The organism is Pantoea sp. GCM10028869, from assembly GCF_042666835.1.
GTDB lineage: Bacteria > Pseudomonadota > Gammaproteobacteria > Enterobacterales > Enterobacteriaceae > Pantoea > Pantoea leporis.
The window spans coordinates 704820-720858 of the sequence record NZ_JBHTGO010000001.1; the positions used below are offsets into that span (position 1 = coordinate 704820).

At 52.7% G+C, this 16039-nt stretch carries 11 protein-coding genes; 5 read left to right on the plus strand and 6 right to left on the minus strand.

The annotated features are described in order from the left end of the window. Positions 1-35: 35 nt before the first annotated feature. Positions 36-1436, minus strand: a complete 1401-nt coding sequence (locus ACFQW4_RS03210) for an FAD/NAD(P)-binding protein (RefSeq protein ID WP_377723750.1) — start codon at positions 1434-1436, stop codon at positions 36-38. Between the two features lie 14 nt (positions 1437-1450). Further along, a complete protein-coding gene (gene ssuD / locus ACFQW4_RS03215) occupies positions 1451-2623 on the minus strand; it encodes an FMNH2-dependent alkanesulfonate monooxygenase (protein ID WP_101761167.1) in 1173 nt (390 codons plus the stop codon). Positions 2624-2897: 274 nt separating this feature from the next. On the opposite strand from ssuD, the gene ACFQW4_RS03220 reads away from it, so the two are divergent. Beyond that, positions 2898-4826, plus strand: coding sequence for an aliphatic sulfonate ABC transporter substrate-binding protein (locus ACFQW4_RS03220; protein WP_377723753.1), 1929 nt, complete (start codon positions 2898-2900; stop codon positions 4824-4826). 449 nt (positions 4827-5275) lie between these two features. Here ACFQW4_RS03220 and ACFQW4_RS03225 read toward each other — a convergent pair whose 3' ends face one another. From ACFQW4_RS03225 to ACFQW4_RS03235, 3 genes are all read right to left on the minus strand, one after another. Further along, entirely contained in the window at positions 5276-6247 is a 972-nt protein-coding gene (locus tag ACFQW4_RS03225) for a ParB family protein (protein WP_110867047.1), read from the minus strand. A 7-nt stretch (positions 6248-6254) separates the two neighbouring features. After that, positions 6255-7454, minus strand: a complete 1200-nt coding sequence (locus ACFQW4_RS03230; RefSeq protein ID WP_101761164.1) for an AAA family ATPase — start codon at positions 7452-7454, stop codon at positions 6255-6257. A 1565-nt stretch (positions 7455-9019) separates the two neighbouring features. Then, a complete protein-coding gene (locus tag ACFQW4_RS03235; protein ID WP_007886110.1) occupies positions 9020-9949 on the minus strand; it encodes a RepB family plasmid replication initiator protein in 930 nt (309 codons plus the stop codon). 481 nt (positions 9950-10430) lie between these two features. Between ACFQW4_RS03235 and ACFQW4_RS03240 the strand changes: the two genes are divergently transcribed. The 4 genes from ACFQW4_RS03240 to ACFQW4_RS03255 all read left to right on the plus strand — a co-directional run bounded on the left by ACFQW4_RS03240 (position 10431) and on the right by ACFQW4_RS03255 (position 15272). After that, the gene (locus ACFQW4_RS03240) at positions 10431-11807 is read left to right on the plus strand and encodes an aldehyde dehydrogenase family protein (protein WP_377723756.1); all 1377 of its coding nucleotides are present in this window, start codon (positions 10431-10433) and stop codon (positions 11805-11807) included. A 183-nt stretch (positions 11808-11990) separates the two neighbouring features. After that, positions 11991-13265 (plus strand): nucleoside permease, encoded by a 1275-nt coding sequence (locus tag ACFQW4_RS03245; RefSeq protein ID WP_377723758.1) that lies wholly within the window; start codon positions 11991-11993, stop codon positions 13263-13265. An 11-nt stretch (positions 13266-13276) separates the two neighbouring features. Further along, complete coding sequence (locus ACFQW4_RS03250; RefSeq protein WP_377723760.1) at positions 13277-14305, plus strand: ADP-ribosylglycohydrolase family protein; 1029 nt, start codon at positions 13277-13279, stop codon at positions 14303-14305. Further along, positions 14292-15272 (plus strand): PfkB family carbohydrate kinase, encoded by a 981-nt coding sequence (locus ACFQW4_RS03255; protein ID WP_377723762.1) that lies wholly within the window; start codon positions 14292-14294, stop codon positions 15270-15272. The genes ACFQW4_RS03250 and ACFQW4_RS03255 overlap by 14 nt, the downstream gene beginning before the upstream one ends. Here ACFQW4_RS03255 and ACFQW4_RS03260 read toward each other — a convergent pair. After that, positions 15259-15999, minus strand: a complete 741-nt coding sequence (locus tag ACFQW4_RS03260) for a GntR family transcriptional regulator (protein WP_217547735.1) — start codon at positions 15997-15999, stop codon at positions 15259-15261. The two genes, ACFQW4_RS03255 and ACFQW4_RS03260, sit on opposite strands and share 14 nt — an antisense overlap. Positions 16000-16039 lie beyond the last annotated feature (40 nt).

Here is a 16039-nt window from a genome sequence, read left to right on the forward strand (position 1 = left end):
GGCGTTCGTCAGTTAATTTTTAGGATGTTGAGAGATTAAAGCGCTGAAGGGGGACATCGCTCGGCGGGAGCGATTTGCAGTTCTTGTAAAATATGTTTCGCCACAGCGGCGGCGTGATCGGCAACCTGCGGCAATCCCATCAGTTCACCGAAGCGCGCACGCGCAGCGGGACCGACGACAAACAGTCGTGCGTTGGGCTGGCCGTTAACATTGAGCGTGTGCGATTGGCTATCGACATCAATACCAAAACCGAGCAGGTCAGCGCGGATTAGCCCTTGCTGGCTGAGCGACTGCAGCAGCGGCTGGCTGGCGGTTAAGGCTTCATGGCCGGGACCGGTGGTGACAATCAGGTGATCGAGGCGATGGGTTTCGCTGGCGCCCTCGCGCGTGCGTAGCGTGATTTGCAGTTGGTTGCCGACATCGGAGATGTCGCTAAGCCGCGCGGCCAGCACCTTCAGACTGCCCTGCTGGCGACGTGCGCTGATCACCGCTGACACCTGCGGCGCGATGCGATAGCGATGCACATCCCACCACGAGCGCAAGTGACGAACAAAGCGCTGCTGCTCGCGCAGCGGCAGCGATTGCCAGATATCCTGACCTTGCACGCGTACCTGATCGAGCACGCGCTGCCACGGCAAATCCTGTTCCGCGGCACGCGCGACTTCGGCACGAATATGTCGCAGCCACAGACGTGCGCTGGACGCTTGTTGCGGGGCTAGTGTCCATTCAGGCCATTCACCACTCAGGTTATCGCGTGAGAGGTGTCCACGGCGCGAGAAGGCGATTAACGGGCCGCGATGCTGTCTGGTGCTCAACGAAGCCACCACGTCCGCCATGCTCAAGCCGGTACCGATAATCGCCACCGAGGATTGAGGATCGATGGCGTCTAATACGCTGTGCTGCCACGGATTGGCAATCAGCGCCGGATGCGCCGAGAACGGTTGCAGCGCACGCGGCAACGATGGTGGCGGATGACTGATCGCTAACGCCAGTACATCACCCCGCAACATTTCGCCGTTGCTGAGCAACAGCTGCTCGCCTTCCCAGGCCACGGCGCTGGCCTGAACATGGCGCAGCGTGACGTGCGGATACGCCTGCGCAGCTTGCGCAAACTGTTCTGCCAGATAGCGACCGAACAGGCTGCGCTGCGGATAAACTGCGCCGTCTTCACAGTGCGCTACTGAGTCCAGTGAACATTCCGGCTGTTGGCGATACCAGCGGTCAAACGCGCCCTGCTCTTCACCGCTTAACTGCATGCGCGAAGCGGGTACGTTGATGCGGTGCGAAGGCTCCTGCGTGGAATAGGCAACGCCGCCACCGAGGTTGGCGCGCGGTTCGACCACTGTAATCAGTAATCTGCTCGATGAGGTTCGTGCGAGATGAATCGCCAGCGCTGTGCCGCTAAAGCCACCGCCAACAATGATTACCCGTGCCATTGCCTTCTCCTGCATTAGCTGGCGCTAGTCTGTTTTGACGGACGCTTATCGCCGCCAATGGTTTCACCAAACGGGCCGGTGTTAATGGTGCGTTCACGCTGCTGCTGTGCGTTAGCCAGCGGTAGCAGCGGCAACAGTAATTCGGCCACGCGATGCGCTTCTTCCAGATGCGGATAACCGGACAGAATGAAGTTGGTGACACCCAGCGCCTGATATTCGCGGATACGCTCAGCCACCTGCTCCGGGCTGCCGACCAGCGCAGTGCCCGCGCCACCGCGCACCAGACCCACGCCCGCCCACAGATTTGGCGAGATATAGAGGTTGTCGCGCGAGCCGTTGTGCAACGCGCTCATTCGTGCCTGACCGGCGGAATCCATACGCGCAAAGATTTTCTGCGCCTGCGCGATGGTCTCTTCATCAAGATGACCAATCAACTTATCTGCCGCCGCTTTGGCTTCTTCTTCGGTCTCGCGCACAATCACATGCAAACGAATGCCGTATTCCAGCTTACGTCCGCGCTGTTCTGCACGTGCGCGCACCACTTCCAGCTTCTCGGCAACCTGCGCTGGCGGCTCGCCCCAGGTGAGATAGGTATCGATCTGTTCCGCTGCTACATCAATCGCCGCCTCAGATGAACCACCAAAATAGAGCGGCGGCCCCTTTTCCTGCACCGGCGGAAACAGCACTTCTGCGCCTTCAACGTGAATGTGTTTGCCTTCGTAATCCACTTTCTCGCCGCGCATCAGGCGGCTATAAACGTCGAGGAACTCTTTGGTGACTTCATAACGTTCACTGTGGTTGAGAAAAATGCCGTCGCCTTTGTTCTCAATCGGATCGCCGCCGGTCACCACGTTAATCAATAAACGCCCTTCAGAAAGACGATCAAGCGTGGTCGCCATGCGGGCTGCCAGCGTTGGCGGCTGCAGGCCAGGACGCACCGCCACTAAATAGCGCAGACGTTTGGTAATCGGCGCTAACGCCGAGGCCACCAGCCAGGAATCTTCACAGCTTTTGCCGGTAGGAATTAATACGCCGTAGAAGCCAAGATTGTCGGCGGCGAGCGCCACTTGCTGTAAGTAGGGTAAATCGACCGGGCGTCCGCCTTGCGTGGTGCCGAGATAGCGTCCATCACCGTGCGTCGGTAAAAACCAGAAGACATTAATTTTATCGTTCGCGGAATCGGCCATTATGCTTTTCCTATATAACTTTATTAAAAAATGATCATTTTGAACTGCTTATTTGGTTATATAGCTGTTAGCAGAAAGCGTGCCAGGTTGTTAACTGCCGCGAATCGCCGTATTTCAGGCGGTTAGCCTTGTCGCCGTCAACCAAAAAAGTTGCATTTGCGACTCTGGCGCAACAGCAATTGCTGCATATGCAACTGCTTATGCTTTTTACATGGTGTTAATAGCCAGCGTGAGCATTTAGGTTAACGATATGCTCGTTACAGGACTCAATACCATGTTAACCACCTATAACCACACCGATTCACCGAGCTTAATCGATCCCGCTTCTCTGGCGTTTCAATCGCTGCTGGATAAATTCGCGCCCACGGATGCCACCGTTCTGATTGTCGGCGAAACCGGCACAGGTAAAGAAGTGGTGGCGCGCTATCTGCATCATCACAGCCAACGGCGTAATGGCCCTTTCCTCGCGGTTAACTGCGGTGCTTTGACAGAAAGCTTGGCTGAAGCCGAGTTGTTTGGCCATGAGAAAGGCGCTTTTACCGGCGCGACGCAGTCACATCCCGGCTGGTTTGAATCAGCGCAAGGCGGCACCTTGCTACTGGATGAGATTGGCGAGCTGAGCCCTTCACTGCAGGTTAAATTGCTGCGTGTGCTGCAGGAGCGTGAGATTACGCGCGTAGGCTCGCGTAAAGCTATCAAAGTAGATGTGCGAGTTATCGCGGCTACACATGTGGATTTGGCACAGGCGATTCGCGAGCGACGCTTTCGCGAAGATCTGTTCTATCGCCTGAATATTGCGGTGGTGCCATTACCGCCGTTGCGTCAGCGCCGTGAAGACATTCCGCTGCTGGCACAGCACTTCCTCGCCCTCTACGCACGACGTTTAGGGCGCCCGGCACGGCGTCTTTCTGCTGATGCGCTTGAAGCGCTGCGCGAATACAGCTGGCCGGGCAATATCCGTGAACTGGAGAACACGCTACATAACGCCGTATTGCTGAGCCGCGAAGAGACGCTGACGCCCGCACAGTTGCGACTTGCTGGTTACAGTGAACATGGCTTTAACGAGTCAAACGATTCAACGCTCGACAGTTTTCTTCAGCAGCAGCTAACCAGTCAGCCGCAACAACTGTTTGATCGCGTTATCAGCAGCCTCATTAGCAATGCGCTATCGATGACAGATCACAATCAAACCCAGGCTGCGGCGCTATTAGGTATCAGCCGCCACACATTGCGCACGCATCTGGCGAATCAGGGAATGATTAAAGGACGGCGAAAAGCGCCGGTAACTACGTCGACATCTCATACACACGGGACGCAGGAGCGTGAGCTGCGCATTGGCTACCAGAAGTTTGGCAATCTCGGGGTGTTAAAAGCCCGTCAGAGCCTCGAACACTGTTTCGCTCAGCAAGGCATTAGCGTGTTGTGGAGTGAGTTTCCCGCCGGGCCACAGCTGCTGTATGCGCTGCAAAACAACGAAATCGATTTTGGTACGACCGGTGAAGTTCCCCCGGTCTTCGCCCAGGCGAGTGGCAATGCGGTGACTTATATTGCCTGGGAGCCGCCAGCGCCGAGCAGCGTTGGCATTGTGGTGCCTCATGACAGCGATATTCGCACCATCAACGATCTGCGCGGTAAGCGCATATCGGTTAATAAAGGCTCGAACGTTCACTGGCTACTGCTGCAGTTACTGGAGGAAGCGGGCATTGGTCTGGATGAACTCAAAGTGGTGTATACGCCGCCGAAATATCCGCTCACCGCCAGTGATTATCTTTCGGTTGATGCCTGGATGATGTGGGATCCGTTGCTCAGCGCTGCTGAGAGCAATCCCGAGCTGCGAGTTTTGGTCAATGGTGATGGGCGCGTACGTAATCATCAGTTCTATCTGGCGCGGCGTGATTACGTTGAACAGCACCATGACATCCTCAGACAGCTGGTGAAGAGTTTGCAACAAACGGGTTTGTTCATCGATAGCCATCGCCACGAAGCATCAATGTTATTGGCTCAGGAGCTTGGATTGGAAATCGCATCAGTTGAACGTGCCTTGACTCGCCGCAGCCACAAAACACGTGCGATGGCCTTCGAAGTAATCAAAGAGCAGCAGACCATCGCCGATCGCTTTTATGCGTTGGGGCTGATTAATAAACCGGTGCGCGTGCGCGATGCGGTCTGGCAATTTTCATCAGCTTTAACGTTAATTGAGTAAGGTGAATCTTGAAAGTTATCCACGTTTTCTGTGGATAAATCATTGAATATCATCTGGCTAATCTCGCCTAGGGATTTTTGAAGGTTGCTGAAACTAAAAAATTAATTGGCGATTTCAGCCTGAAATTTTATCAGAAACTCCTTATATTTCATATCAATAGAGATGAAATCGATTAGGCGAGCAGATGAAATTTCACTCACTGGCTGGACGGCAATTCTGCTGTGGCTGCCTTTTGTTGCTTTCGCACACAGCTGGTTAAATTGGCTGCAGTCAGTTAATCAGTATTGGTGATTTATTAACGGATATCTTTGAGCTGATGGCTAAAACAGTGGCGATTTCAGGCTGAAATTTCCGCGGCGATAATCTATATTTCATACAGTTAGCGATGAAATTGCGCTGGCGAGGCATTGAGAAGGGCATAAAAAAACCGCCCGGAGGCGGCATTTCAATTACTGATTAAGATACTTATTGAGCGTCTCGTTAATCACTTTATCCAACTCTTCCTGCAACTCTTTTGACTGGCGATTAAACTCGTAGCTGAACATGCGTCCGCGCGTTTTTTTACGCGCAAAGCGGTCTTTATCGGCGAAACTCCATAATGGCGTCGCCACGGTTTTATCTTTTGCCGGTGACTGAATCAGCGTCTGGCTACCGTTACGCACTAAACGCAGAATGCCATTCTTCACTTCGTCTTCCGCCAATCCATCGCGCGCGCATACGGTATCAACATCCATACCTATAGTATCGATTAGGGCATCAACCGTTTGTCCGGTTTCCTGCAGCTTCTCATACGCCTGCAGCAGCGATTTATAGTCAGGATAGGTCAGCTCTGAATGATTCGGGAACAGCGTTACCAGCTCAAGCGGCACGCTTGCCGCTTGCAATGCACGCGTTACCTTGGCCTGCGATAAGCCTTCGCTTTGCGCAATCTCTTTCTGCGACAATCCACTCTCTTTAAGCGATAGCAGACGCATGCCCACTTCACGCAGATTGTGCTCGCGCGCGGTCTGAATATCCTGGGCTAAACGACGCGCTTCTTCCGCCGAGATAGCCACGTCTGTAACCAACACATCAAGCCCAGTTTTGCAGTGCAGAGCCGCTGCACGACGGCGTGAACCATCGAGAATCTCAATGCGATCGTCACGCTTTACGCCAATCGCCGGGAAAAACTGCTGCAATTTGATGGTGCGAATGATGTCGCGCAGCGATTCTGGCGTCAGGCCAGACTGATCGCGGCCATTGGTTTCCATCTTAACGAAGGTTTTCTCTTCAATTTCCTTCGCCGGGATGTGCTCCAGCGTGAACAGGGCGCGTTTACCCGTCGCCAGAATAAATGTCTGAGAATGGCCATCGGCGCTTTCCTCAGTCTGCAATGGTGTCTGGCTGAAGGTTCGGCCAATAGTGATTCTTTTTGCGCTCATAGTAACCTCAGTTCAGGCGAATGAATTCAATACGGTCAAATACGGCTTTCGCGAAATCTTCCGCCGCTGAACGCGCATTCTTTAAGGCTTCGGTGCTGCCCACGTAGGTTGATGGGTTGGCTGAGATAACCGTATCAAACGACTCTCCGCAGCGCTCAAAGCCATCCAGACGCGGCAACGCAGCATCAAGCATGTCGCCGCCAAATATCTCTTTCGCCAGGCTGTGACACAGCTTGTGATCCGCTTTATTCGACAGTTTAGACATAAAGCCAATGTTGCCTTGCAAACGGCAGGCTGCGCCCGATTCCTCTATGATCCCAATCAACTCCGGCAAACGCGTTAAATACTTCAGCGTGGAGTGGAAATCCACCTGCGCGGGCGGCACTGGCGTCATCAGCAGGTCTGAAGCAGCAATGGCGTTCTTCAGGAAGGCATCAAGATGCGGGCCGCTGTCGATAAAGATAAAGTCGTAATCTTTCTTCAGCTTGGCCACTACATTGTCATACAGCACCGCGTGGATGTTTTGTTCGGGCAGGTGAGCGGCACACAACTCTTCCCAACGCGAGGCAATGAAGGCGTCATCAATTGACGCCGGCAGCACATCGACGCCCGGAATAATCGAGGAAACGATAAACTCGTTGAGCAACTCTTCGCGGCTGACGTTCTGTAGCATCGCTTGTGCGGCGGTCGCTTCCACTAATCCCACTGAACGTTGATGGTTCAGGAACATGGTGGCGGAAGATTGCGGGTCCAGATCGATGACCAGAATACGCAGATCTTCAAATAGCAGATGCGGATGCGCACGTAATGCGTGTGCCAGCGAAACGGTAGAGACCGTTTTCGAAACGCCGCCTTTGAGGTTGCCAACAAAGATGCTAAAGGCTTCATGGTGGCGATCGCGGTACTTAGGCACACCGCGATGGTGATAGATATCGATGATGTTCTGAATCGACATCGCATACTTGGTTGAGCTGCCCGCTGCACGCTTATCGAACGGATAACCATTTTCTTCCATTTCGTTGACAGCGTAATCCACGCTCGCACGCGTTAATTTGGGCAGTTTGGCTAACGCCGCTTTAGCGTAAACCTGATAGAACGTGTTTTCCCGCAATTCTTCTTTCTGCGCCTGAATCTGTTCAGTCAGGCTCATCAGCATTCTTTCTGAACGTTGTGCGACCTTCAGAACTTGCTTCTCATCGTTAGCCATACTTGCTCCACACATGTAGGATTTACGACTTTATACATAAATCCAGCACACGAGGCAAATATATCTCTTCTGCACAGGAAGAATAAGTTATGTGAAAACACCTTGATTAAGAGCACGTTAACGAAAATATTCACTGTAATCAGTGATGGTAATTTAGCCATATTGGTTTTTTGTACGATTTTGAACCGCTGATTTATCGTTGATTGGGGCAAAGATTCACTGTAGTCAGTAGCTGATTTCTACCCTGTATGCTTTAAGTAGAGAAAGGAGAAGGGTTGTGGCGGCTGAAATTGCTGGAACGTTCACTGTAATCAGCTAGCAAAAATGCGCCGATGCCCAACGTTCACTGCAATCAGTAAAAGGTTCACTGTGATCAGCGAGCGGTGGCTGAAGATTCACTGTAATCAGTAAATGATGCGTGGAAATAAAAAGCAGGTGAGAGAACAACGATAAGTGTCATGCTGGTGAGATGTTCACTGTAATCAGCAAATCCTGAAGACGTTTTCACATAACGCTAAACGTTCACTGTAATCAGTAAAAGCCTTGTACTCGTCATCGGCAAAGATTCACTGTAATCAGTAGACGTTGTCGCGCTGCGATAAACCGTTCACTGTAATCAGTAAGTCAATTTGGCCAGACCGAGATAACATTCACTGTAATCAGTAAAAGTTATGACGCTATACAGAACGTTCACTGTAATCAGTACAGCCCGACAAGCATGATAAGACGAACGTTCACTGTAATCAGTAGAGTGTTATTTGCCGACAAGCTGATATGCCTGGAAGCGCCATATGCGTTACAGCGAAATACCCAGAATGTCGTCAACAACATTCACTGTAATCAGTAAAAGTGCGCTGTTGATTTAAACGCCCAACGTTCACTGTATTCAGTAAAAAAACTACGCGCTGAGCGAGTTTGTTTCATGCTGCAAACCTGGCAGGGCAGGGGACGAGTTGGTAACGTTCACTGTAATCAGTGACAGCGTGACATGTTATTCAAGCGGCATATGAGCGTCAGTACGAACGTCTCTCGTTACAGTTCACTGTAGTGAGAAGACAGACCAAACGTTTACTGTAATCAGCATAGTGACCAACCCTGTCACTTTTACTGGCTGTATTCACAGTCAAACTGCTGATTAAAGTGAATCCGTTTGAAACAGGCTTTTTTTATACTTATAAATCATTAAGTTGCATTTGATCGTTCACTGTATTCAGTATGCAGCCTCTAATTGGCATTCACTGTAATCAGTGAAAGCCACCGCCCCAACAAACGTTCACTATGATCAGTAGAAAGGCAGTGAAAGAGGGAAGTTGAGTACTACGCCACCGCCATTGTAAGTACTCACTATCTTTATAAGTCGCTTAGAAAGACTACAGTGCGGTGCAAAACATCGCATAAGACACAACAAAAGCAGAAGGTTTCTGATTACAGTGAACGTTGCTGATTACAGTGAATGACGCGAGCACAGCTGATTGCAGTGAATGTTAGCGGAGGAGCATGTGTCACTTTTGCTCAAAAAGTGACACAGCTTGAAGGGGATTACTTATTACAGTGAACGGGCAAGATCACTCTTCAAACTCGATATCTTCCAGCGAATCGATACTTTCAAGATTGCTGATGCCGTCGAGTTTTGGCGTCCTGCTGTGGATGATGAAGAACACTGAGCGGCCGCGTTTCACTTCCGAATAGTCGAGATAGCCGATCTCTTTGAGCTGCTCCATCGCACGTCGCACCACGTGGTTTTGCGTGGTGGTTTTCGAACCCAGATTTAAACGCATACGCAAACGCGCCAGAGAGATGGGCGCCGGATTCGTTGGCAAACTTTCGAGATAGGTATACAACGCCTGAGCCGATTCTTTACGTTTTAAACGCGAAATGGCTCGCAGCTGCAGTAACACTTTATGGTCGAAGTTGTAGAGCTCGAACAACTTTGGATCGGCCTGAATACGCACCAGATCCTTTTCACGATCGTAATACGCCGATTGCACAAGGTGAGTGTGATAGGCTTTGCCATTACCTTCAAAGGACAACGTATTGGTAGCAATGCGTCGCAGAGAGGCATCTAAGCGCTTACGTAGCGCAGCCGAAGAGTTTGCCGATGGGATCCCGCACATCTTGACGAAATCGATAAACGGCAGCGTCACGGTGTCGCCCTTAGAAGGATAACGCGAGAAAGACTGAATAATTCCGGCCCAGGTTTTGAAATCATTATCCATGTCCAGCCTTGCGCCGGTAATGGTAATTTTTTCATAGCCTTCCGATTTGACTAAAGAAAGGTTCTTCAGCTCTTTCGTTGCATCGGTCGATGCCATCGCGCCTGATTTACCGCGCGCTGTGGACTTCAATGTAGGAACAAACAGACCCAGGCGCATTAAAGCGACCGGTTGTACGGTGTTATTTTTATTGGGGTGGAGTTGAATAACTTCACCGCTGTTTTTTGTCACCGACAGAAAAGGCTCGAGTAACGCCTTGTTTTCACTCTCTTTATCTGCCATAGCCTGAGATCTTCATTCTGTGGATGAAAAGGGTCGTTTTCTGATTACAGTGAACATTAACACTGTTTATAGTGAACATTCTACTCTCTATAGTGAATAAACTACTGACTCCAGTGAACACTTTACTCATTATAGTGAACGCGATCACCTTCTGACCCCTTGTGTGGTGCGGCCTGCGACGATCGGGGATCTCTTAGGATCTCTTTAAGATCTCTATATGATCTTTCTTTAAGATCTATTCACTGTATAACTTAATAACGCCAGGACTGAAGCGGCTTTAGACCGGCAAAATGTTTAAAACAGCCCCATCGCGATAACATCCTGTTTGATCCCACCAAATCATCAGTTATATACGATCTGGATCCTTCTATTTCTCCATAAATGAACAACTTCCTCATTATTATTCATTTTTAAGAAACTACATCCCGGCGTAAAGTGAACTTCATCGAACATCACATTACTTATGACGAGGACATCTTTCATGACTGACAACGTTATCTCCCGTAACCCTACTACCGGCGAAATCCTCGCAACCTATCCGCTGCAGAGCGCAGCCGAGTTGAAAGCCGCATTGCAGCAAAGTGCTGATGCCTATGCAGAATGGCGCTATACCGCGATGCCGCAGCGAGTGAAAGTGCTGCGTCAACTGGCTGAACAGATCCGCCAGCGTCAGGATGAGCTCGCAACCATGGCCACACTGGAAATGGGCAAACCGATCGCTCAGGCACGTGCTGAAGTACTGAAATGCGCCAATCTGTGTGACTGGTATGCAGAGCATGGTCCGGCGATCCTGGCCGACAAACCAACGCTGGTAGAAAACCAGCAAGCGTGGCAGTCATTTCGTCCGCTCGGTGTGATCCTTGCCGTGATGCCATGGAACTTCCCTTATTGGCAAGTTCTGCGCGGCGCAGTCAGCATGTTGCTGGCGGGCAATACCTACGTGCTCAAGCACGCACCGAGCGTAATGGGATCCGCTAACCTCATGAAGTCGCTCTTTGACGCCACCGAACTGCCTAAAGGCGGCTTTACCGTGATCAACGTCGATAACGATGGCGTTTCAGCCGCGATCAAAGATCCGCGTATTGCCGCTGTAGCGGTAACCGGCAGCGTGCGTGCAGGCGGTGCAATTGCAGCACAAGCCGGTGCGGTACTGAAGAAAACCGTGCTGGAACTGGGCGGCGCAGATCCTTTTATTGTGCTGGCGGATGCAGACCTGGATGCTGCAGTAGCCTCAGCGGTCACAGGACGCTATCAGAACACCGGACAGGTCTGCATGGCAGCCAAGCGCTTCATCATTGAAGAAAGCGTCGCAGAAGCGTTTGAGGCGCGTTTCAGCGCAGCGGTACAGGCATTGAAGATCGGCGATCCTTTGGCAGAAGATACCTACATCGGACCAATGGCGCGTTACGATCTTCGTGACGAGCTGGATAATCAAGTGCAGCAGACCATCAAGGAAGGCGCACGTCTGGTATTAGGCGGCCATAAAATTGACGGCCCAGGCAATCATTACGCCCCGACGATCCTCGCCGATGTCACGCCAGCCATGACCGCTTTCCAGCAGGAAATCTTTGGCCCGGTCGCAGCAATTAGTGTCGCTCGTGATGCACAACATGCCCTTGAGCTGGCAAACGACAGCGAATTCGGGCTGAGTGCAACAGTGTGGAGCGGCAACGAAGCGCTGGCCTACGAACTGGCGGAAAAACTGGAGACCGGCGCGGTATTTATCAATGGCAATGGTGCGTCAGATCCGCGAGTTGCGATTGGTGGCGTGAAGAAGAGCGGCTATGGTCGTGAACTGTCGAGCTTTGGCGTCCACGAATTCTGCAATATTCAGACGGTATGGAAAAACCGCCGCTAAGCATCACAGGGCGCGTCAGGCGCGTCCTTATTCCCATCCTCCGCCCCCAGATATCTCGCATCTCATACCGTTGCCCATCATTTAAAATGTTGTGGACCAGTTCAAAAAAACCACCAGTGGTATTACAAAGGTATTATATCCGGTGTTAGATTTGCCTCCACCTACACCGGGGAGTCCTTTTAAATGAAAACAACAATCCCAAAACTGTCGTTCATGATGTTTCTTGAGTGGTTTATCTGGGGCGCATGGTTTGTACCGCTCTGGGCATTTCTCAGCAAAAACGGCTTCTCGCCGGTTGAGATCGCCTGGTGTTACGCCTGTACTTCGATAGCCGCCATCCTGTCGCCGATCCTTGTCGGATCGCTGGCCGATCGCTTCTTCCAGGCGCAGAAAGTGTTGTCGCTGCTAACAATTGTCGGATCGATTCTGATGTTCTTCGCAGCTCAGCAAACGCATTTCGGCGGTTTCTTCCCGTTGCTATTGCTGTATGCGCTCACTTACATGCCCACCATCGCCTTAACCAATAGCATCGCGTTTTCGCACGTCGCGGATGTGGAGCGTGATTACCCGCGCATTCGCGTCATGGGCACACTTGGCTGGATCGCGTCTGGCATCGTTTGTGGTTTCCTGCCGCCGCTGCTGGGCTATGGCGATATCTCAGCCAGCAACGTGCCGTTATTGATCACCGCCGCAAACTCGCTGTTACTGGGCATTTTTGCCCTGACGTTGCCCGCCACCGAGCCGAAAAGCACCGGCAAATTCAGCCTGCGCGTCGCGCTTGGTCTGGATGCGCTGCATCTGCTGAAGGATCGTAGCTTCCTCGTGTTCTTCGTCTGCTCCTTCCTGTTCAGCATGCCGCTGGCGTTTTACTACATTTTTGCCGAAGGCTATCTGACGGAAGTCGGCTTACCGCACGCCACCGGTTGGATGACGCTCGGCCAGGTTTCGGAAATCTTCTTCCTGCTGGCGCTGCCGTTCTTCATCAAACGCTTTGGCATCGGCAAAGTGCTGCTGCTGGGATTAACCACCGCCGCACTGCGCTACGTGTTCTTCGTGTTCGGTGGCGATCAAAACATGCTGACTTACGGCTTGCTGTTCATGGGCATTCTGCTGCACGGCGTCAGCTACGATTTCTACTTCATCACCGCTTACATCTATGTTGATAAGAAAGCGCCAGTGGCGATGCGTAATGCTGCGCAAGGGCTGATCACGCTGGCTTGTCAGGGCATCGGCAGCCTGCTCGGTTATCGCCTTGGCGGCTATCTGATGCAGGAAATGTTCGCCTACGACCAACCCCGCAACGGGCAGACTTTCAACTGGGCCGGCATGTGGATGTTTGGCAGCGTGATGATCGTAATGATCACCATCGCCTTTATCGTCCTGTTCCGCGACGGCAAAAAACGCAGCGATGAACTTACCGCTTTCGAAAATTCAGCAACCGCTGACAGCCATAAATAAGGGATTTCACCATGACGATGACAACGCAAGAAAAACGGATTTTAGGCGCGTTTTACGGCCAGGCGCTGGGCGATGCGATGGGCATGCCATCGGAATTGTGGCCGCGCTCACGCGTGAAGCAGCACTTTGGCTGGATCGATCGCTTCCTGCCCGGTCCGGCTGAGAACAACGCCGCCTGCTACTTTGGCCGGGCGGCCTTTACCGACGACACTTCGATGGCGCTGGCATTGGCTGATGCAATCGTCACTCACGACGGCGAGATCAACGCCCAAACCATTGGTGCGAATATTTTGCAGTGGGCCGAGTCGTTTGATGCCTTTAACAAGAATGTGCTTGGACCGACCTCAAAAATCGCGCTCAACGCCATGAAAGCCGGCACACCTTTGTCGCAGCTGGAAAATAACGGCACGACTAACGGCGCAGCGATGCGTGTGTCACCGCTCGGCTGTCTGCTGCCAGCACGCGATTTACCGGCTTTTATCGATGCCGTCGCACTGGCGTCGAGCCCTACGCATAAATCGGATGTCGCGATTTCCGGCGCGACGGTGATTGCGTGGGCTGTTTCACGCGCCATTGACGGTGCCAACTGGGCAACGATCCGCGATGAACTGCCCGCGATCGCACGCGCGGCACAGGAAAAGCGTGTCACCACCTTTAGCGCGTCGATGGCGGCACGCATCGAACTGGCGTTAAGCGTGGTCGTGCAGGGCAGGGGCGTGGAATCCACCATGCAGCAGATTTACGATTTGGTGGGCACCGGCACCGGCACCATTGAATCGGTACCGGCGGCGATTGCGATGGTGGAATTGGCCGAGACCGATCCTAATCGCTGCGCGATCCTTTGCGCTAACCTCGGCGGCGATACCGATACCATCGGCGCGATGGCGGTGGCCATTTGCGGCGCGCTGCACGGCATCGACAGCATCGACGTTGCCTTGAAAGCCGAGCTGGATGCCGCTAACGCGCTGGATTTCACTCGTTACAGCGCTGCCTTCACGCGTTTCCGCCAGCAGCGCGAGGCCGCTTATGCTAACGCCTGATGATCTGAAGAGACTAGAAGGCCGCCTGCCGGTGTGTGTGATTGGTGCGGCGGTGGTTGATGTGATTGCTGATGCTTACTCGTTGCCCCATCGTGGCAGCGATATTGAGCTCCACCAGCAGGGCGTCAACGTGGGCGGCTGTGCGCTGAATGTGGCGATTGCGCTGCACCGGCTTGGCATCCCGTCCATCAATGCGCTGCCGCTCGGCAACGGCACTTGGGCCAGCATTGTGCGGCAGAAGCTGACGGAATATGGCATTCACAGCGTGCTGGAAACGGCTAAAGGCGATAACGGCTGGTGTTTAGCGTTAGTGGAACCTGATGGCGAGCGCACCTTTCTGTCAGTGAGCGGTGTGGAAAATCAGTGGGATGCAGCGCTGCTGAACACGTTGCCGCAGCCGGCCAATCGCTGGATCTACCTTTCCGGCTATCAGCTCACCAGCAAAAGCGGTGATGTGCTGATCGCCTGGCTGGAGCAGCAAAGCCAGCCGTATCAGCTGCTGGTGGATTTCGGTCCGCGTCTGGCGGATATCGGTGATGCGCAGTTCGAACGCGTTATGGCGTGCCATCCACTGATTACAGTGAACAGACAGGAAGCCGAACTGCTGTGGCATGAACGTTTGAATCAAACAGAACCCATTGATGCGCATCAGTTAATGACGTGCTGGCAGCAGCGATTCGGCGGCGCGATGGTGGTGCGACTTGATAGCGAAGGCGCCGGTTTCGTTAACGCGGAAACACAGGGCTGGATGCCGGCGCTACCGACAAAAGTGGTCGATACCATCGGCGCAGGCGACAGCCACGCGGGAGGATTACTGGCGGGATTAGCGTCGGGTTGGTCACTGGCAGAAAGCGTCGCGCTGGGCAACGCGGTGGCATCTTATGTGGTGTCACAACGCGGCGGCGATTGCGCGCCCGATCGCGCCACACTAACAGCTTACTGGCAACAGCGCCTTACTCCGCAATAAACACATACATATCGCTACGACAGTAGCTAATGCTGTACTCCAGCGGATTGCCCTGCGCATCTAACGCCAGCTGCTTGATCACCAAAACAGGTACGTTGTCGGGTAGGGCGATCTGCTGCTGCAGCGCCTCATCAGGCATGCGAGCACTCACTCTGCTTTGCGATTTTACCGGCAGAATTTGTTGCTGGTGGAAATAGTCGTAAAGCGAAATGCCAATCTCATCCGCATTAGCGATATAGCGCGCCGGCACCCAGGATTCTTCCACCGACACCGCTTGCTGATCGACATAACGAATGCGTTTCAGCAGATACACTTCGCTGCCAGTGTTCAGCCCCAATTTCTCTGCGATTGCTGCGTCGCATTGGATTTTGCTTTTGTTAATCCACACGGTATCGGGCTTTTTACCACGCAACACTGCTTGCTGGGACAAGCCTTTCGGCTCTTTTAGCGAATACTCGAACTGGCTGCAGATCTGCGTACCGTAGCCTCGAGAGCGCAATACCACGCCCTCTTTTTCCAGCGCATCCATGGCTTTACGCACGGTAATGCGCGAAATGTTCAGCGACTGGCTGAAGTCACGCTCACTCGGCAGGATCTCTTCATGCACTAACAAACCATCACGCACCGCATCTTTGATCGCAGTGGCAAAGCGTCTGTACAGCGGCGTGCGGCTGTCATCAGCAAGGGTAGAAGTAAGCCGCGAAAATAGTGAAGTTTGGTCGGTCATAATGTGCGTGTTCACCTAATCCGGTAAGCGGATGAAAGCG

Coding starts and splice junctions, on each gene's coding strand:
- ACFQW4_RS03210 (WP_377723750.1), bottom strand. CDS start 1,436: ATGGCACGGGTAATCATTGTTGGCGGTGGCTTTAGCGGCACAGCGCTG.
- ssuD (WP_101761167.1), bottom strand. CDS start 2,623: ATGGCCGATTCCGCGAACGATAAAATTAATGTCTTCTGGTTTTTACCG.
- ACFQW4_RS03220 (WP_377723753.1), top strand. CDS start 2,898: ATGTTAACCACCTATAACCACACCGATTCACCGAGCTTAATCGATCCC.
- ACFQW4_RS03225 (WP_110867047.1), bottom strand. CDS start 6,247: ATGAGCGCAAAAAGAATCACTATTGGCCGAACCTTCAGCCAGACACCA.
- ACFQW4_RS03230 (WP_101761164.1), bottom strand. CDS start 7,454: ATGGCTAACGATGAGAAGCAAGTTCTGAAGGTCGCACAACGTTCAGAA.
- ACFQW4_RS03235 (WP_007886110.1), bottom strand. CDS start 9,949: ATGGCAGATAAAGAGAGTGAAAACAAGGCGTTACTCGAGCCTTTTCTG.
- ACFQW4_RS03240 (WP_377723756.1), top strand. CDS start 10,431: ATGACTGACAACGTTATCTCCCGTAACCCTACTACCGGCGAAATCCTC.
- ACFQW4_RS03245 (WP_377723758.1), top strand. CDS start 11,991: ATGAAAACAACAATCCCAAAACTGTCGTTCATGATGTTTCTTGAGTGG.
- ACFQW4_RS03250 (WP_377723760.1), top strand. CDS start 13,277: ATGACGATGACAACGCAAGAAAAACGGATTTTAGGCGCGTTTTACGGC.
- ACFQW4_RS03255 (WP_377723762.1), top strand. CDS start 14,292: ATGCTAACGCCTGATGATCTGAAGAGACTAGAAGGCCGCCTGCCGGTG.
- ACFQW4_RS03260 (WP_217547735.1), bottom strand. CDS start 15,999: ATGACCGACCAAACTTCACTATTTTCGCGGCTTACTTCTACCCTTGCT.